The following is a 21,845-nucleotide window of genomic DNA, read 5'->3' as shown; positions in this document are numbered from 1 at the left end:
ATAATTCGCCTCCTATATTAATAAAATTCAGATAGACATACTTTATCATTTTTTCGGAGAGTTTTCCACAGCCGAGGATCAAATAAGAAAAATTTTATCGTTTTCCACAATATGTATAAAAATACAAAAAGGTTCTCCACTAACAGGAAAAAAATTATGCACAGCGAGGTGACAGATTGTGGAATTTTTGTTTTTTCCACGACTACATGCACAAGTACTGTAAAAAATGAAGGCAGGTAGGTGTAGGGAGCAAGTACTTTGTCCACATAACTTATCCACCATGTGGAAAACTTTTCCAAAAGGAATATTTTTGGGGAAAAACGACAGAAAAGAGAATGAATAAGTTTTTTGCCGAAAAAAGGTTATGCACATCTTGAAGAAGTTTATCCCCAAAAATTGTGGATAAGCTTTTTTCTTTTTTTCATTTCATGATTGACAAACTAGGGGTGGAGTCGTTATAATATTCGGGTATGTCTATGTAATGTAAGTAATGGAGGTGTATTTAAATGAAAAGAACTTATCAACCAAATAAACGTAAACGTCAAAAAGTTCATGGATTCCGTAAACGCATGAGCACTAAAAACGGCCGTCGTGTATTAGCAAGCCGTCGTCGTAAAGGAAGAAAAGTACTTGCTGCTTAAGCCACTGCCGGTCAGTGGTTTTTTTTGTGTCCGAAAATAGCCGATGCAGGAATTTTTCTTCTAATAAGGATGATTCCTTAATTTGAAATATGGTATTATTGTCAAGTATAGATTTAAAAGAAACGAAGGAAGCTAGATGCAGAAAAAATATCGGGTCAAAAAAGAACGAGAATTTCAAAAAGTGTTTCAAGAAGGTGCTTCTTTTGCGAATCGAAAATTCGTAGTCTACCGTCTAGAGCCTTCTAGTCAAAAACATTTTCGAGTAGGCATATCGGTTGGGAAAAAAGTCGGGAACGCCGTCGAGCGAAATCAAGTAAAACGCCACATTCGCGCAGTTTTGCAAGAATTAAAAACGGAGTTGCCACCCATCGATTTTATCGTGATCGCACGGCCTACTACGAAAGCTTTACCTCATGCTGAAATGCGTTCGAATCTTATACACGTTCTGAAGTTAGCAAAAATAATAAGTTAGGAAGGAAACAGATGTAAGTGAAGAAATATAAAAAAATAGTATTGATGACAGGACTACTAAGTCTGGTCTTCTTGTTGTCGGCTTGTGGAACAGGTCAAATTGATGCTCATAGTACAGGTTTTTGGGATCGCTACATTGTTTTTTACTTTGGTGAAGCGATTAAAGGATTATCCTTTGGGAATGTCGGAATCGGGATCATCTTATTTACCATCATTATTCGGGTCATCCTAATGCCGTTGATGCACTTCCAAACGAAAAGTATGCGGAAGACGCAAGAGTTGCAGCCGCAAATAAAGGCATTGCAACAAAAATACGCGACTCGTGACCAAGAAACGCAACAAAAGCTGCAAGCGGAAACGAAAAAATTGTATGCCGCCAATAATGTGAACCCTTACGCCGGCTGTCTGCCGCTGTTGGTTCAAATGCCCGTCATGATGGCCTTGTACCAAGCGATCTTACGAATTCCAGAATTACGCCAAGGTCATTTTATGTGGTTGAACTTGAGTCAATCCGATCCTTACTTTATTTTACCGATCTTAGCGGCGTTCTTTACTTTTGCAAGTACGTATTTATCAAGTATGAGCCAATTAGAATCGAATGCTTCAATGAAGATTATGAACTTTGCGATGCCTGTGATGATTTTCGTCATGGCCTTGAATCTGGCTAGTGGATTATCTTTATACTGGGTAGTCTCAAATGCCTTCCAAGTAGTTCAAACATTGTTAATCAATAATCCTTTCAAGATTCGCCGTGAGCGGGAAGATGCCGCACGACAAATTCGAGATCGTGAACGAGCACTTGAAAAAGCGAAAAGTCCGAAGAAAAAACGTAAAAAATAAGGAGGTTTAAAAAATGCCTGTTTATGAAGGTCCAACGATTGACGAAGCGATCGCGCAAGGCTTGCAAGCCTTAGGATTAAAAAAGGAAGAAGTTGAGATCGAGATTTTGACCGATGCCAAAAAAGGTTTTCTTGGTATGGGGAAAAAGGATGCCCGCGTCTCCATTGAACCGACTGTCGCTGAAGAAATCACCGAAGCGGTAGTAGACACAGTCGATGAGTTAGTGGAAGAACCGGTTGAAGTAGCACCGGAATCGGCTAGTAAACCAACCGAAGCTGCGAGTCAGCTAGTCGAACTAGACGAAGATGCAGCAGTCAAAGAATTGGCGCTCTATCTAACAAATATCACGAATGAGATGGGTGTACCAGCCTTAGTGAAGATTCAGCATGAAGCGAACGGCTTGATCGTGATGAACTTAGAAACGAGCAAGCAAGGAATGTTGATCGGCAAGCACGGTAAGATTTTAAACGCGTTGCAATATTTGGCGCAAGTTTTTCTTCATCGCGTGGCGAAGGAAAAATTATCCGTCGTCGTGAATGTTGGCAATTATCGTCAAAAACGCGAAGAAGTTTTGGTTCGCTTAGCTCAGCGTACGGCTGAAAAAGTGAAAGAAACCGGTCGTCCGGTTTTCTTAGAACCAATGCCGGCCTTTGAACGAAAAATGATCCATTCAGCATTGAGTAAAGATGATTACATCAAAACGCATTCTGAAGGAGAAGATCCATACCGCTATTTAGTCGTTGAACCGGCTAAAAAATATTTCTAAAAAGAAGACGAGAGGCCGTAACAGAAGCGGCTTCTGGAACGTCGTTTATTCATGAAAAGGAGGTGTGACTGCACGCAGTCACACCTCCTTTTTTCTTGTTTATAAAGAAAGTATAAAATTTTTAAACGAATAAATCGCTTTACAGCAGGTATATCTATATCTGGCTTTACGAGCTAGCTTTATCGGCAATAAGCTAAGCGAGTTCGCGAAAACCTTTCTTAATCAAAACTTGATAAAGGAGACAATTTCAGCAGGAAAACTTGAATTGTCCCGAAAAATATGCTAATCTAGCGACAGAATTTTGTAGAAAAGCAGTCAAAGTGCTCATCTACTCCTTTTACTAAGGGGTGGAGTAGGCACTTTTTTTATGTTCTAAATTAGGAGGAAACAAAGTGGCAGAGATCACCTTAGAATTTGATACGATTGCAGCGATTTCCACACCGCCGGGAGAAGGTGCGATCAGCATTGTCCGTTTAAGCGGCGATCAAGCGGTGGCCATCGCAGACAGCGTCTATCGTAGCGGGAAAAAATGTTTACTAGATGTGCCAACGCATACGATCCATTACGGACACATCGTCGATCCTGCTGATCAGCAGGTCGTTGATGAAGTGATGGTTAGTGTGATGCGGGCTCCCAAGACCTTTACGCGAGAAGATATCGTTGAAATCAATTGTCATGGCGGCATCGTCGTCGTCAATCAACTACTACAATTAATTTTACGTTCAGGTGCACGTCTGGCTGAACCTGGGGAATTTACTAAGCGGGCCTTTTTAAATGGTCGGGTAGATTTGTCCCAAGCGGAAGCAGTGATGGACTTGATCCGCGCGAAAACTGACCGGGCGATGAATGTCGCAATCAACCAATTAGATGGGAATCTATCTCACTTGATCCGTCAATTACGGCAAGAAATTTTAGAGACATTGGCTCAAGTGGAAGTAAATATCGACTACCCAGAATACGATGATGTAGAAGAACTGACAACGCAATTATTACTAGAAAAAGCACAGCAAGTCGGTCAACAAATCGATGCGCTATTACTGAATGCCAAGCAAGGGAAAATTTTACGAGAAGGTCTGAGCACGGCAATTATTGGTCGTCCTAACGTAGGTAAGTCCAGCTTGTTGAATTATCTGCTACATGAAGAAAAAGCGATCGTCACAGAGATTGCCGGAACAACTCGTGATGTGATTGAAGAATATGTGAATGTCCGAGGCGTGCCGTTGAAATTAATCGATACGGCAGGCATCCGTGAGACAGACGATGTCGTTGAACGGATCGGGGTTGAACGCAGCCGCAAAGCACTAGGTGAAGCAGATTTGATCTTGTTAGTCTTGAATCAAAGTGAAGCTCTGACCGCCGAAGATAAAGGGTTGTTAGAAGCAACGAAAGGGTTGAAGCGGATCATTCTGTTAAATAAGACGGATCTTCCGCAACAATTATCTTTAGCCGAATTAGGCGAGTATATGGAAAATGAAACGGTCTTTTCGATTTCTGTTTTAGAAAAAAATGGCTTAGATCAATTAGAAGAAGCGATTGCGACCCTGTTTTTCGGTGGTCAAACCGGTGAAAAAGACGCGACCTATGTGTCGAATACGCGTCATATCGCTTTGTTGGAAAAAGCCGGGCAATCCTTAGGTGAGGTTCGCAATGGGATCATGGCAGGCATGCCGGTTGATTTGGTTCAGATCGACATGAATCGCTGCTGGGATTATTTAGGCGAGATTGTCGGTGACAGCGTGCAGGATGAGCTGATCACACAATTGTTCAGTCAATTTTGTTTAGGAAAATAAGGATGCAGACTATTAATAAATGAAGGAGCAATTCCATGGAATATCAAGCAGGAAATTATGATGTGATCGTTGTCGGCGCCGGCCATGCTGGTTCAGAAGCCGCTTTAGCCGCTGCACGAATGGGGCAGAAGACCTTATTGATCACGATCAATTTAGATATGGTGGCATTTATGCCATGTAACCCATCGATCGGTGGTCCCGCCAAAGGGGTAGTCGTGCGTGAGATCGATGCACTGGGCGGCGAGATGGGTCGCAATATTGATAAGACCTATATCCAAATGCGGATGCTGAATACCGGTAAAGGTCCCGCGGTTCGCGCATTACGGGCCCAAGCTGATAAACACGCCTATGCGGAAGAAATGAAGCACACGATTGAAAAAGAAGAAAATCTAACTTTGAAGCAAGGGGTCGTGGATCGTTTAATTGTTGAAGAAGGTATCTGTAAAGGGGTCGTTACGTCAACCGGAGCGGTTTATTCAGCCCAAGCGGTGATTATTACAGCCGGAACGGCTTTGCGTGGGGAAATTATCATTGGTGAATTAAAATATTCCTCAGGTCCTAATAACTCGCAGCCATCCATTAAGCTGGCGGATCATTTGCAAGAGCTAGGCCTAGAGATCCATCGCTTTAAAACCGGAACACCGCCGCGAGTAAAATCAGGCTCGATTGATTACAGCAAGACGGAAATCCAACCTGGCGATGAAAAGCCGAACCATTTTAGCTATCAAACCCCTGATAGCAGCTATTTGCAAGAGCAAATCCCTTGCTGGTTAACCTATACAAACTTGAAGAGTCATCAAATTATTCAGAACAATTTGCATCGTGCGCCGATGTTTACTGGGATCGTTGATGGGGTAGGGGCTCGTTATTGCCCATCGATTGAAGATAAGATCGTTCGTTTTGCCGATAAGGAACGTCATCAATTATTCCTAGAACCAGAAGGTCGTCACACAGAAGAAGTCTATGTCCAAGGCTTATCGACTTCATTGCCGGAAGATGTTCAAAATGAGGTTTTACATTCTATTGAAGGGTTAGAAAACGCTGAAATGATGCGGACTGGCTATGCAATCGAGTATGATATGGTAGCGCCACATCAATTACGTCCAACACTGGAAACCAAGGTGATTGAAAATCTTTATACCGCTGGACAAACCAACGGAACGAGCGGCTACGAAGAAGCGGCTGGCCAAGGGTTGATGGCCGGAATCAATGCCGCCTTAAAAATTCAAGGCAAAGAACCCTTTATCATGAAGCGCAGCGATGGCTATATTGGTGTCATGATCGATGACTTAGTAACGAAAGGAACCAACGAACCCTATCGTTTATTAACTTCACGAGCAGAATACCGGTTGATTTTACGTCACGATAATGCCGATCTGCGCTTAACAGAGATTGGGCATGCGATTGGTTTAGTGGCAGAGGAAGACTATCAAGCTTACTTAGTCAAAAAGGCCCATATCGAGGCGGAGATGGCTCGTTTGCAATCGATCCGGATAAAACCTCATGAAGAAGTTCAAAGCTTCCTACGAGCTAAAAACAGCGCAGAATTGAAGGACGGTGTTTTAGCCAATGATTTCTTGAAGCGTCCAGAAATTTCATACCAAGAATTATTGCAATTCATTCCGGTCAATGATGAATTAACGGAAAAAGAAATCGAGCAAGTAGAGATCCAAATCAAGTATGAAGGCTATATCAAAAAAGCGATGGAAAAAGTCGAAAAATTGAAACGGATGGAAGCCAAACGTATTCCAGAACGGATCAATTATGAGGTGATCAATGGACTAGCCACTGAAGCCAAGCAAAAACTACAAAAAATCCAACCCGAAACGATCGCCCAAGCGAGCCGGATCAGCGGCGTGAATCCCGCAGACATCAGTATCTTGATGGTTTATGTGGAACAAGGGAAGATCGCAAAGGTAGCAGCAGAATAAACTGATACTATCAAGAGGTTGTGCCAGCAGTGTTCAACTTCAAGAACGCCGTTTATTTTATAGAAAGAACCTGTGACAAGATTTTTGTCACAGGTTCTTTGTGCGTTTTAGCTTAAAGTAATAGGTTGGATGTAATCAGCTTTCCAGCACTGATCTGAATCATCATAATCAAAATACCACGTTTGTAAAAAAGCTTGTTTCTGACTAGTACTGCCAGCAAGGATTCTACCAGTAGCTAATTCTTCTTCGTAATCTAAGCAAGTAAAGTAAATCTGGACTGAAAAACTATTTGGATTGATCAAGCGATAGTTTGAAAGTTCTTGAAGCTGTGTTTTTTCAGTTCGGTTAGCAAAGCCCTTTTCCCGTTGTTCATTCAAAATTGCCAAATGCGTTTGGTAGAGTTTTTCAGTATAAAACTTTTTCGCAGCCTCTAAAGACGACTGATTCCAAGCATTTTGGATCGTTAAAAAGGCCATTTCGACTTCTTGCAATAAATGCTGTTTCTTTTGGTTGTTACCGGGAATGGCAGCCAAAAAATCTTGACGGGCGGCGACATTCGATTGATGGACACGAATTTTTTTTCGGAAGATTGAAAATCCGGCGACACCAACAAAAAATAAACCAGAAACTAAGGAGCCAAGAGGTGAACGTGTCCCTCCATAGTAGTGAGGGGGATAAGTCCCCAATGTTCCACCACGGCTTCCAGAGTAACTATGCAAACCGCCACCGCTGCGACTACTTGAGTGTACAGATCGGCCGCCAGAATGACCGCCGGCGGTAGCTTGGGAAACGCTTGGAGAAACAGTTAAAAATAAGAAAAAAGCTAAAATAAAAATAACTATTCTTTTCATAAATCGCTCCTAAATTAAAGTTTGTTTGATTATAACGATAAATCTTAGTAGAAGCGATGATTACTATTAAAAATGATAGTTTTTTAAGCAGATAAAAGAGTGTTTTTAATTTATATCATCTTGCTTACGTGAAAGGAAGAAAATCTTTGTTTCATGTGAAACAATTTATTGAGAACAGTGTTTTGTGTATCAAAGCGAGTCTATAGAAGCTTTTTGAGTGAATTTAAATAACTAAATCATATTTTTTTAGATAACGAAAAAACAAGCGCTTAGCAAGACGCTTGTTTTTAGAAAAAATAGTTTTAATTAATCAGACCGCCAACGTCTTCAGGATTTTTCTTAGTTCATTAACAGGCACCTGACCCGGGGCCGAAGCGATTCCGGCAGAGCCAAAGGTTGCGGCAGAACCAAAGACTTGACCAGCGACGCGACTGACCATCCCTAGCGCCCCCATTGACATGGTAATTAGTGGCCGATCGGCATAAGTTTCATACATCTCACGGGTCGCATCCAGTAACGTTAGAACATCTTCGGAGGATTGAGGCATCACGGCGATTTTACAAATATCCGCGCCTTTTTCCTGCATCGCGCGGAGGCGCGTAATGATTTCTTCTTTCGCCGGCGTCTTGTCAAAATCGTGGTTGCACATAACGACTTTGATGCCTTTTTGTTGAGCCGCCTCCATTGTTTGAGTGATGGGTGCTTCCGGCATAAACAATTCTAAATCCAGTAAATCGGCTTTTCCTTCTGCAATCACCGTCTGATAAAGCTCAAAATACTTTTCATCGCTCAATGGCAGTACGCCGCCTTCTTGGTGTGTTCGGAAGGTGATAAGTAAAGGTTTATTCAACGCGGTTTTCAGCTGATGAGATAGTTCAGCAACGATTTCAGGTTTTTCTACCTTTTCAAAGAAATCAATCCGCCATTCCACGATGTCGCAGTCTAATTGGCTGATTTGAGCGGCTGTTGCCAGTAAGGCTTCTTCTGTCCGATCAACCATTGGTACGATGATCTTCGGGTCTCCTTCACCAATCACAAGCTGATCGATTGTCACTTTTTTCATGTTCTTTCCTCCTGCTTCACACAAATAAATTCAGTTTAGCTTTTTGCTTGCGTTTCTGTTAACTGTAAAGAACTTTTTTCTTCTTTATCTCCTGATAAATCGACCGTGCTGCGATAGCGAATAAAGATAATCACCGCTAACACAAAACCGATTCCAGCGATAATCGTATCAAAGAACATGATACCACGAACATTCGTCTTGGCAATTACAGCTGCAGCGATCGGGATCAAGAAAGAGGCGATACTACCAAAGGTATAGAAAATACCTGTGATCGTTCCTTTACCAGCAGGGAACATCTCGCCCATAACGGTCAAACCGAGCTGCATCACTCCGCCAGCCGCGAAGAACCCGACTAAGCCTGCGCCGATCATCATGACTGTCGGCGATGGGAAAAGCCACATGATCGAGATCGTGACAAATGAAACGAAGGTATAAAGGGTGACCAAGTAAATCGGACGGACCCTCGTCGCTAATGCTGCCGTTACAGCGACACAAATCAGAGAACCGGTAGAGTAGTAGGAAATCAGTAAATTGGCGTTGTCGGCGGACATATTGGCAACTTGCTCGCCATAGACTCCGATAAATTGAGAGATCAAATAGAACGTTGCTTGCGAAATAAATCCGTAGATGATGAAGCAAACCCCATCAATGGCGATTTTTGGCTGACGCTTGAATTTGACCGCTTGGATCTCAGGTTGTTGATTTTCTTTGGCATCTTGGTCTGGGAACGGTCGTCTCAATAAGAAGAGCCCATTTAAAATAAAGACGATCACCGGAATAACAAAAGACCAACCAAACCACATGTTGCTCGTATTGATAACTTTTAACATAATCGGTAAAGCAAATTGGCCGATTTGGACAAAGGCTTTAATCAAGACATTCGCGGTACCGGCTTTTTTAGGAAAAGATTCCATCAATGCCGGATAGGTTCCTGAATCTAAGAATGAATTAGAGATTCCGGCAATCACCGCGAAAACCATGGCCATATTGACACTTTGACTATATAAGATCCCGAAGAAGTACAAAGAATACGTAACGATTCCTAGATAGATAAAGGGTTTTCGACCAAATTTATCGGATAAACGGCCAGAGATCATGATGGCGATCAAACGCCCGATCCCTAACATCGAGATTACTTTCGCAACCCCCATCAAATCGGTATTCCATTGTCCCATTAAGGCCTTTTGATTTTGCGAGATGATGATAACGCCCATCCCGTGAATAATATAGTTGATATAGAGCCCGATCGCTGTCGGCAAGTATTTATTTTTCATTTTATCCTCCGCCTATTCGTCAAATAGCAATTCTTTGATATAAGTGACCGGCATCTCTTCATCTGTAAAGAATTTGAAAGCTGCGGCTCCTTGATAAAGCATCATACCTAAGCCGTTAATTGCTTTTTTTGCACCGTGTTCTTTCGCCAAGCGCAACAGTTTCGTTTCCCGAGGAGCATAAACAACATCAAAAACGACTAAATCTGAACGAATCATTTCTGGATCATTGATCAAACTGACATCTTCTAACGGCTTCATCCCTACACCGGTTGCATCGATGTAGATACTGCTTTCTTTAATAGAGGTTTTAAAGGCCGTTTGATCGGCTAGATCGGTTAAGGTTGCGGTACAATCCGTATGGGCATTGATTTTTTTGACGGTTTCTGCGGCATTTTCAAAAACGTCATCATTCACATTGAAGATATGCACTTCCTTTGCGCCATCAAAGGCCGCCTGGATCGCAATGGCTGTCCCTGCGCCACCCGCTCCGGTCATGGTGATGATTTGATCTTTTACGGACACGCCTTCATCGGTCAAGGCAGCCATTGCTCCGATGCCATCGGTATTGTAACCGACTAAATGGCCTTTGCCATCTTTATTGGTTACGGTATTCACGGCACCAATCAATTCTGCCTCAGGGGAGATCTCATCCAGGTAAGGGATGATCGCTTGCTTATTTGGCATAGAGACATTAGAACCGCGAATACCTAGCGCGCGGATGCCTTCCACTGATTCTTTCAAGGTGGAGTTATCCACCTCGAAGGCTAAGTAAGCATAATCCAGCCCTAGTTTGGCAAAGGCCTCGTTATGCATGGCTGGGGACATACTGTGGCGAATCGGTTTTGCAATCAAGCTGATTAATAAGGTGTGTCCAGTCAATCTTTCTGTCATTGTTCAATTCCTCGCTTATTTTATAGTTTATTTTGTGAAATCTAGATCAATATGCAGCGGCAAAAGCTGAAACGCGTTGTGCCTCTAGATTTTTAATAACTTTGACAATATCCCGAGCCTCTCTCGTTCCTTCCATGATACGGCGAGCAACTTTGCTATCGCCAATGTTAAGTAATATAACATCGTTTTGCTGAGCATAAGCTGTAAGCTCAGGCATCAATGGCGCGTTAGCTCTCATCCCTAAGCAGATAAAGCCTAGATCAAATGGCAGCTCTATGATTTTTCCAGTAGGATCTTCCACGATAAAACGATCTTTTTGGACTTCCATCAATTTTGTTGAGGTGTGAACACCTACATGGTAATCATTGACGATTTCCATCATGCCTAGTTTTGTGATGGTATCCAAATCTTTGCCTAATTGATCCACCATCTCGACGATATCGACTTTTTCGGCACCATTTTCGGCGTAGTATTCAACAACGTCTAAGCCGACAGCACCGCCACCGATAACCACTACTTTTTTATTGAAGAATTCTTGGAAGTTTTCCATATTTCCTAAAAGATCGAAAATCGAAAAGACATGGCGATCGGTCCTTGCTAGTTCCTCATGCAAGCCTTTGATTGGCGGCAGAAGTGGGGTTGCGCCGGTCGTATTCACGATCAAATCAGGTCTTTGTTTAATATCTGCTAATGAAAAACGATGATTCAAATGAATCGTCAAATTCGGTAACTGTGCGGCCCGATTGGTTAGATAAGTAACGAAATCATCGATTCGGCGTTTGTCTGGAAAACGAGCGATCTCGTGAGCCAAACCGCCCAAATAGCTTTTTTCTTCATAAAGGGTAACGTTAACGCCCATCTCAGCAGCACTTGCTGCGGCTTCAAGACCAGCGGTCCCACCACCGATCACCACCATATTCAGTGAAGTGGTGATCGGCTCTTTTTTATGAGCATCCTCATAATAAATATCAGGATTTACGGTACAACGGATCGGCCGTGATTTAGCGATGCGATGATCTGCACAACCGATGTTACAAGAGATACATTTACGAAGCAATGCTTCTTGCCCCTGGGCGACTTTGTTGACCCAATTCGGTTCTGCGATCAAACCGCGTCCCATTGCCAGTAGATCGGCATCGCCGTTTTGTAGGATTTCTTCGGCACGCTGTGGGCTACGGATATTTCCTGAAGTCACGATGACCTTTTCTGGGAAACGAGTCTTGACTGCTTTAGCCATATAACTCCGCCAGCCATCTTTTAAGTTCATTTTATCAATTTGATATTGTAGATTGTCATTCAGCGCAGCCGAAACATTGAGAATATCAACATCTTCTGCAATGTAAGTAAGTAAATTCAGTGTGTCGTCTAAGGTATTGCCTTCAGGTAAAAGTTCATCAGCGCTGATGCGTAAAGAAATGGGGAAAAAAGGACCGACTGCTTTTCGTACGGCTTGAATGGTCATTCGAGCAAAGCGAGCGCGATTTTCAGGCGAACCGCCAAATTCATCGGTGCGCTTGTTGTAGACTGGCGATAAGAATTGGCTGATCAGATAGGAATGACCTGCGTGGATTTCCACACAATCAAAGCCTGCTTGCTGTGCTCGTGCCGCGCCTTCTGCATATTTTTGAATGATTGCTTCGATTTCTGTTTTTTCAAGCGAGCGCGGTTTTAAACCGCCAGTTTTACTAGGAACATCAGAAGCAGAGACGGCCTGCTTTCCTTGAAGGCGTAAAGGATAGGCAGAAGCTCCAGCATGATTGATTTGGATGGAAGTTTCCGCTCCGTAGGCATGCATTCGCTCGTTGAATTGCCACAAGCCAGGGATAAATTGATCGTTGTCCATTCTTAACTGAGTGGTTCCGTTGGTTCCTAGGGGATAGTCAATGCAAACGTTTTCTAGCGTAATCAGACCAGTACCGCCTTTTGCCCGTTGTTCGTAATAGGAATAGTGCTGCTCATTGAAGGTTCCATCTTGGTTGGCAAAATTTGTTCCCATAGGCGGCATGATCACGCGATTTTTTAACGTTAGTCGTTTGATTGTGAGAGGTTTAAAAAGGGTTTGGTACTTTTCCATAGGATTCATCCTTTCATAGACAAATGAACGTGTTCACAATATCATTTGTCTTCATTGTACGAAAGGGAATCTATAAAATCTAATGCTTTATATTGATTGGAATTATAAATAATTTTTATTATTCTAGTGGTTCAGTTATTTCAGTAGGAAAAAACTTTTTGTACCGCTGTTGAATCACAAGAGAAGCGATAAAGCCTAATAAAACCAAAAATACATCAAACCAAAAGACATATTCCATTCCATGTTCACTAAGGATGCCTGTAATGTAGGGCGTGATCATGACTGAAGTGGAGGTTGCTAAGGAGTAGTAGCTAGTATATTTACCTTTTCTACTGGGGAATAATTCCAACATTAACGCTAGCCCTAGCTGCCAAATCCCTCCGGCGGCAAAAATACCGATGGCTAAAGAAGCGACGATCGTCGAGACAAAGCTAGGAGCAAGCAACATCCAAAGCAAGGTAAAACCGGAAATTCCCACACAGAAGCTAATCAGTTTAGGAATGTTTACGCCTTTTTTGACGATGCCAGAGGTAAAGAAAACGGAGACAAAGGAGCCTACGCTGTACAGACTAACGAAGATCAAACTATTTTCGTGAGAAACGACCCGCATGGATTCAGCATATTGCGGAATCCAAAGAATAAAAATATTAAAGATCGAGACAGAGACAAAGGAAAAGACGAGTAAAGCAGCTCCATCGATTTTGAAATCGCCAATATTATTGTTTTTTTCACAATCATTTGCGTTAATTTGTGTTTTATTAGGCAAAGAGCTTAAAGGTGGGAATTTGGCAAAAAGTAGATAGCCTAAATTAGCCAATAGACAAACGGCACAAAGAATGAAGGGCCAGCCGAAGAAAAGCTCTTTTTGCAAAAGATAACGAGTGATAAAGGGCAGAATGAATTGACCTAATGAAATGAAGGCCTTATTTAAAACACTTAAGGAGCTGTTTATTTTTTCATCAGGATAAGCTTCTACTAAGGTTGGGTAGGTGCTGGTATCTAAAAAAGCATTACTGACGCCACCAAATAAGGCGAAGAAAAAAGCGAATTGATAATTCGGACTAAAAAGTACACCGAAAAAGAAGAAGGCATAAGAAAGAATCGCAACAATCACTGTTTTTCTGCGGCCAAAGGTATCTGAAAAATAGCCAGAGAAATACAAGCTGACAATGCGGCCTAAACCGATCGCACTCATGACTAAAGTCACTTGTGACGTTGAGACTTGCCATTGGGTTTTTAACTTATCCATATTTTGTGATAGGATAATCGCTGCCATCCCTTGAAAGATGTAGTTGAAATAAAGACTGCCGATCAGCAGCCGGTACTTTGATGGTTTCATAATTTGGTCCTTTTCATATCATGTGACTTTATTCACTTGATTATACCCTAATCCTAGCGCATTTGTTTTATTAAAACTAATGCTTTATTTTAATAAGATTGATAAAATTAATTTATTAAACGAGGTGAGATAAATGAACTTACGACAATTGGAGTATTTCGTTTTGTTGGCCCAAAGTGAACATATGACGAAAGCAGCTGAGCTGGCGAATACGTCACAGCCTAATGTGAGTCATGCAATGACGGTTTTGGAGCAAGAGCTTGGAGTTGCTCTGTTTGAGAAAAAAGGACGAAATATATTTTTGACACGCCATGGTCGGGTCTTTTACGAATATGTACAGCCAGCATTGCAAGAACTCGAAAAAGGACAGCAAAGATTGCAGGAAATGATCAATCCAAACTCAGGAGAGATCGAATTTGGTTTCATTTATACAATGGGTTCGACGTTGGCGCCGCAACTAGTCCAAGCCTTTCAGCAGGAAGATGAAAATAGTGAGATTCGTTTTGTTTTTCATCAAGGAAACTCAAACCAAATTATTCGGATGCTGCTGGATGACACGATCGACATTGGTATTTGTTCTATTATAAGCGAGGACCCAAGTTTGGTGTTTCAAGTGCTGGCGCATGAAGAGCTAGTATTAGTTGTGCCAGAATCCCATCCATTAGCCACACGCGAAAGTCTTAAATTGCAAGAGACTTTGTCTTATCCCTACGTCTATTATGGAAAACAAAGCGGTTTGCGGCCGTATCTGGATCGTCAGCTTAAACAGCTAGGGATTGAGTTGTCTGTCCAATGTGAATTAGAAGAGGATCACAGTGTCTTAGGCTTTGTTGGAGAAAAATATGGGATTGCTTTGATGCCTAATATCCCTTCGATCAATTCATATCCCGTCAAAAAAATAAAAATTGAGGACCCATTGGAAGATCGGAATATTTATTTAGCGGCGAAAAAAAATAATTTAGAAATTCCCGTCTTAAAAAAATTCTATGATTTCTGTTTGGAAACGGTCCATCTAGGAGGGCGTTAAAGCTTTCTTAATCTGCTTGTGAAACATACGTAAACCATTGCATGTAAAGCGATAATGCGTTAAAGTAGAGGATAGTCTGTGAAACATTTTGCTGTTTCACGAAATGAAAGGATTTCTTATGACACCAGAAGAATTTCAAGCGGAATTAGCCGCGCAAGGGATCGAACTTTCAGCCAAACAGCTGGATCAATTTGCGATCTATTTTGATTTGTTGGTTGAGTGGAATCAAAAGATGAATCTCACCGCTATCACGGACCATCAAGAGGTGTATTTGAAACATTTTTATGATTCGATTACACTGGCTTTTTCGGATACTTTTGAGCCTAAAGGGAAATTATGCGATGTTGGTTCTGGCGCGGGGTTTCCTAGCTTGCCATTAAAAATCGTTTTCCCCGAATTAGAGATTACGATCGTTGATTCTTTGAATAAACGAATTACTTTTTTGAGCACCTTAGTTGAGGCGTTAGAGTTAGATCATGTGTCTCTTTATCATGATCGAGCGGAGACGTTTGGTCAGAAAAAAGAATTTCGCGAGACCTTTGATTTCGTCACTGCCCGTGCAGTTGCCCGTTTGAATGTTTTGACGGAGCTTTGCTTGCCATTAGTCAAAAAGAACGGCTACTTCTTTGCCTTAAAAGCAGCAAAAAGTGAAGAAGAATTAGTAGAATCCAAACCAGCGATCGCTTTATTAGGCGGAAAGCTGATTCAAGCGGAGGATGTTTCATTGCCAAATGGCGATACTCGTCATATCATCACGGTGCAAAAGAAAAAGGAAACGCCGAAAAAGTATCCACGTAAACCAGGGTTGCCGAATAAGCAGCCGTTAAAATAATTTAAATGAAATTTTGTTTTAGGAGGAAATTAGATGGCACGGATCATATCTGTTGCAAACCAAAAGGGCGGTGTCGGTAAAACGACAACAACGGTCAATTTGGGTGCCTGTTTAGCCTTTGTTGGTAAAAAAGTCCTGTTAATCGACAGCGACGCGCAAGGGAATGCCACTAGCGGCCTAGGTGTGCGCAAGCCGGACGTCAAACAAGATATCTATGACGTTTTAGTCAACGAGGTCCCAATTAAAGAGACGATCATCGAAACATCACGGGAGAATCTTTCCATCGTTCCTGCGACGTTGCAATTGGCTGGAGCCGAAATTGAATTGACTTCCATGATGGCCCGAGAATCACGTTTGAAAAGTGCGTTAGCAGAGGTCAGTGATGACTATGATTTTATTTTGGTGGATTGTCCACCATCATTAGGTCATTTGACAATCAATGCCTTCACTGCCAGCGATGCGATCTTGATCCCGGTTCAATGTGAATATTATGCACTGGAAGGCTTGAGTCAACTGTTAAACACGGTACGACTTGTTCAAAAGCACTTCAATCCAGGCTTAGAAATCGAAGGGGTCTTGCTTACGATGTATGATGCCCGCACCAATCTAGGGGCTGAAGTAGTGGAAGAAGTACGCCGTTATTTCCAAGAAAAAGTTTATGACACGATTATTCCGCGAAATGTCCGCTTATCTGAAGCACCGAGTCACGGTAAACCGATCATTGATTATGATCCCCGTTCAAAAGGTGCCGAAGTGTATCAAGCTCTAGCAAAGGAAGTGTTAGTTCGTGAGCAAAAGTAAAGGATTAGGTCGTGGAATCGATGCGTTATTTCAAGATTTGTCTGAAATCGAAGAAGTCGATATAAAAAACGATCAAGTAGTGGAGCTACCATTAAGTGACCTACGTCCCAACCCATATCAACCACGAAAGTCTTTTGACGAGACAACCTTGCAAGAATTAGCCAATTCGATTGAGCAATCCGGTGTGTTCCAACCGATCATCGTTCGAAAATCCGCTGTTAAAGGCTATGAGCTAATCGCTGGTGAACGTCGTTTCCGGGCGTCGAAATTAGCCGGAAAAGAAACGATCCCAGCAATCATTCGTGAGTTTGATGAAGAAGCGATGATGCAGATTGCTGTTTTAGAAAACTTGCAGCGGGAAGATTTGAATCCGTTGGAAGAGGCGGAAGCCTACGAAATGCTGATGAAAAATTTGAAATTGACGCAAGCAGACGTGGCCGCTCGTTTAGGGAAGAGCCGTCCATACATCGCCAATTATCTAAGACTGTTGACGTTGCCTAAACTAGTTAAAGAAATGGTTCAGGACGAACGTTTATCAATGGGACAAGCCCGCACGTTGCTAGGCTTAAAGAAAAAAGATCAAATTTTGAAATTAGCCAATCGTGCAGTCAAAGAAAATTTGACGGTCCGTCAATTAGAGCAGATCGTTAATGAATACAATGAAGGTAAAGCCAAAGATAAGAAAAAAGGTCCACGGTTAACGAAAGAAAAACCCTATTATCTGCGTGAAAGCGAAGATCGTTTAATGGATAAATTCGGAACAGGCGTCGAAATCGTCGAAAAAGACGGTAAAGGCAAGATCGCGATTGAATATTTATCGCCATCAGATCTGACCCGCATCCTAGACATCTTGAACATTCATTTTGATGAGTAACCGCTAGGATGTCAGTCCAACTTTAGTACGAACTAGGAGGTTTGCCAGATGTATGATTTAGGTGATATCGTTGAGATGAAAAAGCCCCATGCCTGCCAAACAAATCGCTGGGAGATCATTCGAATGGGTGCCGATATCAAAATTAAATGTGTGAATTGCGGTCACATCGTAATGATGACCCGCCGTGATTTTGAAAAGAAAATGAAAAAAATCCTTGAGAAGAAAGCTGATTCGACTCAAGCTTAATTCCATCCTTAGTAGAGAAAGAGTGAAGTAAACTATGGCCTTAACAGCCGGAATCGTAGGTTTGCCAAACGTTGGTAAATCTACCTTATTTAATGCAATCACAAAAGCCGGGGCAGAAGCTGCCAACTATCCCTTCGCGACGATCGATCCAAACGTCGGAATGGTGGAAGTACCTGATTGGCGTTTAGAGCGCCTAACGGAATTGGTTCATCCGAAGAAAACTGTTCCAACTACCTTTGAATTTACCGATATTGCCGGAATCGTCAAAGGTGCCAGCAAAGGGGAAGGCTTAGGAAACCAATTTTTAAGCCACATTCGCCAAGTAGATGCGATTTGTCATGTCGTGCGTTGTTTTGATAATGAAAACATAACCCACGTGGAAGGCCGCGTAGATCCGTTAGAAGATATCGAAACGATCAATTTAGAATTAGTTTTAGCTGATTTGGATTCGGTTAATAAACGCTATACGCGGGTCGCAAAAGTAGCTAAAACGAAAGAAAAAAATGCCGTGGCAGAGCTGGCTGTCTTAGACAAACTGGTTCCCGTCTTAGAAGAAGGGCAATCGGCTCGTACAATTGAATTTACTGAAGAGGAACAAAAAATCGTTAAAGGCTTGTTTTTATTAACGAGTAAGCCCGTGCTTTATGTCGCCAATGTTGATGAAGATACTGTTGCTGATCCAGATAGCAATGCTTATGTACAAACTGTCCGTAATTTTGCGGCTAGTGAGCACTCAGAAGTGATCGTGGTTTGTGCGGAAGCGGAAGAAGAAATCGCGGAGTTGGAAGATGAAGATAAAGCGGAATTCTTAGAAGCGATGGGAATTGAAGAATCTGGTTTGGATCAATTAATCCGGACAGCCTATGACTTATTAGGCTTAGCGACTTATTTTACTGCAGGTGAACAAGAAGTTCGTGCGTGGACCTTCCGTAAAGGCATGAAGGCTCCTCAAGCAGCCGGTATCATTCATACCGACTTCGAACGCGGCTTCATTCGAGCTGAAACAGTATCTTTTGAAGATTTAGATCAATACGGCAGTATGCACGCGGCTAAAGAAGCTGGACGTGTCAGACTGGAAGGAAAAGATTATGTTGTGCAAGATGGCGATGTAATGTTGTTCCGTTTTAACGTCTAGGAGGAAAGAACAATGGAGTTAGAAGAGTTGCGAACTTTGAATGCAGAAAACAGCGAACTTGAAACAAAGTTGACGAAGCGGAATGAACAGTATATTTTTGACTTGAAGAAGGCATTGAAAGCAGCCAATTTAACGGATGAACAAACCATTATCGCGTTAAATGAGATGCTGCCGACACTAGTTGAAGAACAAAAAACTGGGAAAACCGCCCGTCAATTATTCGGAACCGTCTCAGAACGTTTGGAAGCCATCGTCAATAAGCCTGTCGAACAAAAAAAATCGACCGTTGCTTCATTGATGTGGCTAGATAATTTCCTATTATTATTTGGTTTATTAGGAATTTTGTCCGGTATCATGGGATTGTTTGTTCCACGTGGAACACAGGCACAAACAACAACTTATGGATTGACCGCGTTAATCGTTGCTTCGGCAGTCGGCGGTTTGATCTTTTATATGATGTATCTGTTTATCTATCAGTATGAACAGCCGGGAGCAGATAAATCGAAAAAGCCAAAGACTTGGAAGACGATTTTGATGTTAGGATCCGTAACGCTTGTGTGGTTCTTAGTCTTTAATGGTGCAGCGCTATTGCCAGCATCCTTAAATCCGATTTTAGATCCTGTGATCTTGATCGCATTAGCGGCGATCGGTTTAGCCCTACGTTTCTATTTGAAAAAACGTTTTGGCATTATCAGCAGTTTGGCTTCAGCGCCACGACGTTAGAAAAAATAAGGACTTCGCCTCTTTTTAGAAGCGAAGTCCTTATTTTTTATTTAGTTACTTCTGCAATAATCTTTGCCATCGCTTGTTGTTGATATTCTGCGGTGGCCTGTTGGATTATTTTTTGTTGAGCGGCTTGATCCATTGTTGGATTTTGCTTCATGGCGGCTTTCACTTTTTCTTGAACGAAAGCTTTACCAGCCGTTTGCATAGAAGCTTTATTTGTTTGAACTAGTTTTGCTAATTTTTTGGCCTGATCCGTACTTAAAACTAACCAGTCCTTTTTGACATTAAAGGTATTTTTTTCTTTGACTAATTGATGATTTTTACTAGAAAGGCCAAACCACAACTTAGCTGTGTCATTTTTATAGACCCAGTAGGTTTTGGCTGTTTGGAGTTGCGCGTTGGCTTGATCCTTTTTCACTACATTCGTAACATGATCCGTTCCAGTTGGCTTTGGTTTTTTCTGAGATTCATTGGTTTTATATAGATAAACTTTTTCAGTTCCATTACCAAGTGGTTGATAAAGCAGCAGATTCATATTTTTACTATCTGCACTAGAGGTTAAGGTTTGAGTCGTCGTTTCGGTGACTTTCTTCATTCCGTAGTGATAATGATCGTTGGCGGTAATGAATCCTAGGCTGACTAGGAAGATTGCAGCAAAGATCACAGATAGAATAGTCTGCCAGGCTTTTTTTGCGAAAATATTGATTAAGGCAAAGGCCAAGACGCTGATAATTGTTATAGCGAAAATCATTTTGCAACGCCTCCTTCAACTTTTTTATTAGCTTTCAAGAAGAAGGTGATGGCGAAACCGACAACTCCGAAAATCACTGCTACAAAGAAAGCGGCATGGTAACCAGATAAGGTTGCGCTGATTGCTTGATTCTTATAAGTCAAAGGCAATGTTTTCAATAAGCCCGCTTTAGGCAAGTTATCTTTGGTTACATTCGTCAATACACTGATCAAAATAGCTGTTCCGATTGAACTAGCAACTTGACGGAACGTGTTGTTCACGGCGGTACCGTGACTGATTAGATTCATTGGTAAGGCGTTCATACCTGAAGTTGTGACTGGCATCATAACCATTGAGATACCAAACATCCGCATTGCATATAAAATGACGATCATAGCAATGGGGGTTTCTTTTGTTAGAAAAGCAAATGGTAAGGTTGCTGCTGTCAGAATCAACATCCCGCTGATCGCCAACCGTTTCGCACCGTGTTTATCAAAGATTGCTCCAGTAATCGGCATCATTGCACCCATGATCACTGCCCCTGGCAAAAGCATCAAGCCAGAATGAAAGGCTGATTCGCCACGAATGTTTTGGATATATAAAGGAAGAACCATTTCAGCACCAACCATCGCCATATTGACAACTCCGCTTAGGATTGCGGCAATGGTAAAAATTGGTGATTTGAAGACGCGCAGTTCTAGGAAAGGATGTTCTAAATGTAATTGGCGCCATACGAAAAGTCCGATGACGACGACACCAACAACTAAGAAGCTAATCACTTTTAAGCTGCCCCAACCGTCGTTGCCGACAGAAGAGAACCCGTATAATAAGCTACCGAAGCCGACTGTTGATAGCAATGCTGAGAACACGTCAATGCTTGGATTGGATAATTGAATAACGCTCTTCATTAAAAAGATGGCTAAAACTAAAACTAAAACAACAATTGGAATGACCATACCGAAAAGATCACGCCATGTGTAATGATCGATGATCCAACCAGAAAGGGTCGGGCCTAATGCTGGTGCAAGTCCAATAACGATTCCGGCCATTCCCATGGCTGAACCACGTTTTTCGGGCGGGAAGATGGATAGCATAATGTTTTGCAGTAATGGCATAGAAATACCGACGCCGGCTGCTTGGACTAAACGTCCGATTAATAAGGTAGAAAAGTTTGGTGCGACAAAACAAGTAATCGTACCAATCAAAAAGATGGTCATAGCTGTTAAATATAATCTTTTTGAACTGAATTTATTGATCAGCCATGCACTGATCGGGATCATGATCCCATTTACTAGCAAGAAGCCAGTCGTTAGCCATTGAACACTAGAAGCAGAGATGTCGAATGCTTTCATTAGTGCTGGAAAAGCTGTTGTTAACAATGTTTGGTTTAACACCGTACAGAAGGTTCCAATTAATAGTACAACGACTAGTAAGGAACGATTGTAGGGTTTCCCGTAAATATCGACCGTTTGATTATTACTCACGATCTAACGCCTTCTCTCTTTTGGAAATTTTCAGAAACAATAAATGTTCGATTGTTACT

At 42.0% G+C, this 21,845-nt stretch carries 21 protein-coding genes; 13 read left to right on the top strand and 8 right to left on the bottom strand.

Annotated elements, in window-relative coordinates; all coding sequences use genetic code 11:
- Window positions 1-506: 506 nt before the first annotated feature.
- From rpmH to mnmG, 6 genes are all read left to right on the top strand, one after another.
- Window positions 507-641 (top strand): 50S ribosomal protein L34, encoded by a 135-nt coding sequence (rpmH, locus tag IGI54_RS11970; protein ID WP_006703104.1) that lies wholly within the window; start codon window positions 507-509, stop codon window positions 639-641.
- Between the two features lie 136 nt (window positions 642-777).
- The gene (gene rnpA, locus IGI54_RS11965) at window positions 778-1,113 is read left to right on the top strand and encodes a ribonuclease P protein component (RefSeq protein ID WP_430620808.1); all 336 of its coding nucleotides are present in this window, start codon (window positions 778-780) and stop codon (window positions 1,111-1,113) included.
- Window positions 1,114-1,130: 17 nt separating this feature from the next.
- The gene (locus IGI54_RS11960; protein ID WP_071863079.1) at window positions 1,131-1,952 is read left to right on the top strand and encodes a YidC/Oxa1 family membrane protein insertase; all 822 of its coding nucleotides are present in this window, start codon (window positions 1,131-1,133) and stop codon (window positions 1,950-1,952) included.
- 13 nt (window positions 1,953-1,965) lie between these two features.
- Window positions 1,966-2,718, top strand: a complete 753-nt coding sequence (jag, locus tag IGI54_RS11955) for an RNA-binding cell elongation regulator Jag/EloR (RefSeq protein WP_430620807.1) — start codon at window positions 1,966-1,968, stop codon at window positions 2,716-2,718.
- Between the two features lie 392 nt (window positions 2,719-3,110).
- The gene (gene mnmE, locus IGI54_RS11950; RefSeq protein WP_071863081.1) at window positions 3,111-4,508 is read left to right on the top strand and encodes a tRNA uridine-5-carboxymethylaminomethyl(34) synthesis GTPase MnmE; all 1,398 of its coding nucleotides are present in this window, start codon (window positions 3,111-3,113) and stop codon (window positions 4,506-4,508) included.
- A 35-nt stretch (window positions 4,509-4,543) separates the two neighbouring features.
- Complete coding sequence (mnmG, locus tag IGI54_RS11945) at window positions 4,544-6,439, top strand: tRNA uridine-5-carboxymethylaminomethyl(34) synthesis enzyme MnmG (protein WP_430620806.1); 1,896 nt, start codon at window positions 4,544-4,546, stop codon at window positions 6,437-6,439.
- A 107-nt stretch (window positions 6,440-6,546) separates the two neighbouring features.
- On the opposite strand, the gene IGI54_RS11940 is transcribed toward mnmG, so the two are convergent.
- The 6 genes from IGI54_RS11940 to IGI54_RS11915 form a co-directional block, all read right to left on the bottom strand.
- Window positions 6,547-7,290 (bottom strand): TIM44-like domain-containing protein, encoded by a 744-nt coding sequence (locus tag IGI54_RS11940; protein ID WP_430620805.1) that lies wholly within the window; start codon window positions 7,288-7,290, stop codon window positions 6,547-6,549.
- A 310-nt stretch (window positions 7,291-7,600) separates the two neighbouring features.
- Window positions 7,601-8,353, bottom strand: coding sequence for a type I 3-dehydroquinate dehydratase (gene aroD, locus IGI54_RS11935; protein ID WP_430620804.1), 753 nt, complete (start codon window positions 8,351-8,353; stop codon window positions 7,601-7,603).
- 35 nt (window positions 8,354-8,388) lie between these two features.
- On the bottom strand, window positions 8,389-9,627 hold the full coding sequence (locus tag IGI54_RS11930; protein ID WP_430620803.1) for an MFS transporter: 1,239 nt from the start codon (window positions 9,625-9,627) through the stop codon (window positions 8,389-8,391).
- Between the two features lie 12 nt (window positions 9,628-9,639).
- Window positions 9,640-10,518 carry a shikimate dehydrogenase gene (locus IGI54_RS11925; protein ID WP_430620802.1) on the bottom strand — a complete coding sequence of 293 codons (879 nt, stop codon included), beginning with the start codon at window positions 10,516-10,518 and terminating at the stop codon, window positions 9,640-9,642.
- Between the two features lie 46 nt (window positions 10,519-10,564).
- Window positions 10,565-12,592, bottom strand: coding sequence for an FAD-dependent oxidoreductase (locus IGI54_RS11920; RefSeq protein ID WP_430620801.1), 2,028 nt, complete (start codon window positions 12,590-12,592; stop codon window positions 10,565-10,567).
- A gap of 118 nt (window positions 12,593-12,710) precedes the next feature.
- A complete protein-coding gene (locus IGI54_RS11915; protein WP_430620800.1) occupies window positions 12,711-13,931 on the bottom strand; it encodes an MFS transporter in 1,221 nt (406 codons plus the stop codon).
- A 133-nt stretch (window positions 13,932-14,064) separates the two neighbouring features.
- On the opposite strand from IGI54_RS11915, the gene IGI54_RS11910 reads away from it, so the two are divergent.
- The 7 genes from IGI54_RS11910 to IGI54_RS11880 all read left to right on the top strand — a co-directional run bounded on the left by IGI54_RS11910 (window position 14,065) and on the right by IGI54_RS11880 (window position 19,569).
- Window positions 14,065-14,958 (top strand): LysR family transcriptional regulator, encoded by an 894-nt coding sequence (locus IGI54_RS11910; protein WP_071863089.1) that lies wholly within the window; start codon window positions 14,065-14,067, stop codon window positions 14,956-14,958.
- A gap of 118 nt (window positions 14,959-15,076) precedes the next feature.
- The gene (gene rsmG, locus IGI54_RS11905; protein ID WP_430621501.1) at window positions 15,077-15,790 is read left to right on the top strand and encodes a 16S rRNA (guanine(527)-N(7))-methyltransferase RsmG; all 714 of its coding nucleotides are present in this window, start codon (window positions 15,077-15,079) and stop codon (window positions 15,788-15,790) included.
- Window positions 15,791-15,823: 33 nt separating this feature from the next.
- The gene (locus tag IGI54_RS11900) at window positions 15,824-16,591 is read left to right on the top strand and encodes a ParA family protein (protein WP_071863091.1); all 768 of its coding nucleotides are present in this window, start codon (window positions 15,824-15,826) and stop codon (window positions 16,589-16,591) included.
- Complete coding sequence (locus IGI54_RS11895) at window positions 16,578-17,465, top strand: ParB/RepB/Spo0J family partition protein (protein WP_071863092.1); 888 nt, start codon at window positions 16,578-16,580, stop codon at window positions 17,463-17,465. Before IGI54_RS11900 ends, IGI54_RS11895 begins: the two co-directional genes overlap by 14 nt.
- 48 nt (window positions 17,466-17,513) lie before the next feature.
- Complete coding sequence (locus IGI54_RS11890) at window positions 17,514-17,711, top strand: DUF951 domain-containing protein (protein ID WP_071863093.1); 198 nt, start codon at window positions 17,514-17,516, stop codon at window positions 17,709-17,711.
- Between the two features lie 34 nt (window positions 17,712-17,745).
- Window positions 17,746-18,846, top strand: a complete 1,101-nt coding sequence (gene ychF / locus IGI54_RS11885) for a redox-regulated ATPase YchF (protein ID WP_071863094.1) — start codon at window positions 17,746-17,748, stop codon at window positions 18,844-18,846.
- Window positions 18,847-18,858: 12 nt separating this feature from the next.
- Complete coding sequence (locus IGI54_RS11880; protein WP_216429842.1) at window positions 18,859-19,569, top strand: DUF1129 domain-containing protein; 711 nt, start codon at window positions 18,859-18,861, stop codon at window positions 19,567-19,569.
- 46 nt (window positions 19,570-19,615) lie between these two features.
- Here the strand turns inward: IGI54_RS11880 and IGI54_RS11875 are convergent, their stop codons facing one another.
- Both IGI54_RS11875 and IGI54_RS11870 read right to left on the bottom strand, forming a co-directional pair.
- The gene (locus IGI54_RS11875; protein WP_430620799.1) at window positions 19,616-20,323 is read right to left on the bottom strand and encodes a DUF4811 domain-containing protein; all 708 of its coding nucleotides are present in this window, start codon (window positions 20,321-20,323) and stop codon (window positions 19,616-19,618) included.
- On the bottom strand, window positions 20,320-21,786 hold the full coding sequence (locus IGI54_RS11870; RefSeq protein ID WP_216429844.1) for an MDR family MFS transporter: 1,467 nt from the start codon (window positions 21,784-21,786) through the stop codon (window positions 20,320-20,322). The genes IGI54_RS11875 and IGI54_RS11870 overlap by 4 nt, the downstream gene beginning before the upstream one ends.
- Window positions 21,787-21,845: the final 59 nt, after the last annotated feature.

This window comes from Enterococcus sp. DIV0800 (assembly GCF_050559735.1).
Classification (GTDB): domain Bacteria; phylum Bacillota; class Bacilli; order Lactobacillales; family Enterococcaceae; genus Enterococcus_A; species Enterococcus_A devriesei.
The sequence above is the reverse complement of the archived record's forward strand: the minus strand, read 5'-3'. Positions and strand labels throughout refer to the sequence as shown.

Excerpts from the sequence above, each read along its gene's own strand:
- IGI54_RS11940 (WP_430620805.1), bottom strand. The coding sequence starts at position 7,290 with ATGAAAAGAATAGTTATTTTTATTTTAGCTTTTTTCTTATTTTTAACT.
- IGI54_RS11920 (WP_430620801.1), bottom strand. The coding sequence starts at position 12,592 with ATGGAAAAGTACCAAACCCTTTTTAAACCTCTCACAATCAAACGACTA.
- mnmG (WP_430620806.1), top strand. The coding sequence starts at position 4,544 with ATGGAATATCAAGCAGGAAATTATGATGTGATCGTTGTCGGCGCCGGC.
- IGI54_RS11900 (WP_071863091.1), top strand. The coding sequence starts at position 15,824 with ATGGCACGGATCATATCTGTTGCAAACCAAAAGGGCGGTGTCGGTAAA.
- IGI54_RS11875 (WP_430620799.1), bottom strand. The coding sequence starts at position 20,323 with ATGATTTTCGCTATAACAATTATCAGCGTCTTGGCCTTTGCCTTAATC.
- IGI54_RS11890 (WP_071863093.1), top strand. The coding sequence starts at position 17,514 with ATGTATGATTTAGGTGATATCGTTGAGATGAAAAAGCCCCATGCCTGC.
- IGI54_RS11925 (WP_430620802.1), bottom strand. The coding sequence starts at position 10,518 with ATGACAGAAAGATTGACTGGACACACCTTATTAATCAGCTTGATTGCA.
- aroD (WP_430620804.1), bottom strand. The coding sequence starts at position 8,353 with ATGAAAAAAGTGACAATCGATCAGCTTGTGATTGGTGAAGGAGACCCG.
- IGI54_RS11880 (WP_216429842.1), top strand. The coding sequence starts at position 18,859 with ATGGAGTTAGAAGAGTTGCGAACTTTGAATGCAGAAAACAGCGAACTT.
- IGI54_RS11915 (WP_430620800.1), bottom strand. The coding sequence starts at position 13,931 with ATGAAACCATCAAAGTACCGGCTGCTGATCGGCAGTCTTTATTTCAAC.
- rnpA (WP_430620808.1), top strand. The coding sequence starts at position 778 with ATGCAGAAAAAATATCGGGTCAAAAAAGAACGAGAATTTCAAAAAGTG.
- rpmH (WP_006703104.1), top strand. The coding sequence starts at position 507 with ATGAAAAGAACTTATCAACCAAATAAACGTAAACGTCAAAAAGTTCAT.
- jag (WP_430620807.1), top strand. The coding sequence starts at position 1,966 with ATGCCTGTTTATGAAGGTCCAACGATTGACGAAGCGATCGCGCAAGGC.
- ychF (WP_071863094.1), top strand. The coding sequence starts at position 17,746 with ATGGCCTTAACAGCCGGAATCGTAGGTTTGCCAAACGTTGGTAAATCT.
- IGI54_RS11910 (WP_071863089.1), top strand. The coding sequence starts at position 14,065 with ATGAACTTACGACAATTGGAGTATTTCGTTTTGTTGGCCCAAAGTGAA.
- rsmG (WP_430621501.1), top strand. The coding sequence starts at position 15,077 with ATGACACCAGAAGAATTTCAAGCGGAATTAGCCGCGCAAGGGATCGAA.
- IGI54_RS11930 (WP_430620803.1), bottom strand. The coding sequence starts at position 9,627 with ATGAAAAATAAATACTTGCCGACAGCGATCGGGCTCTATATCAACTAT.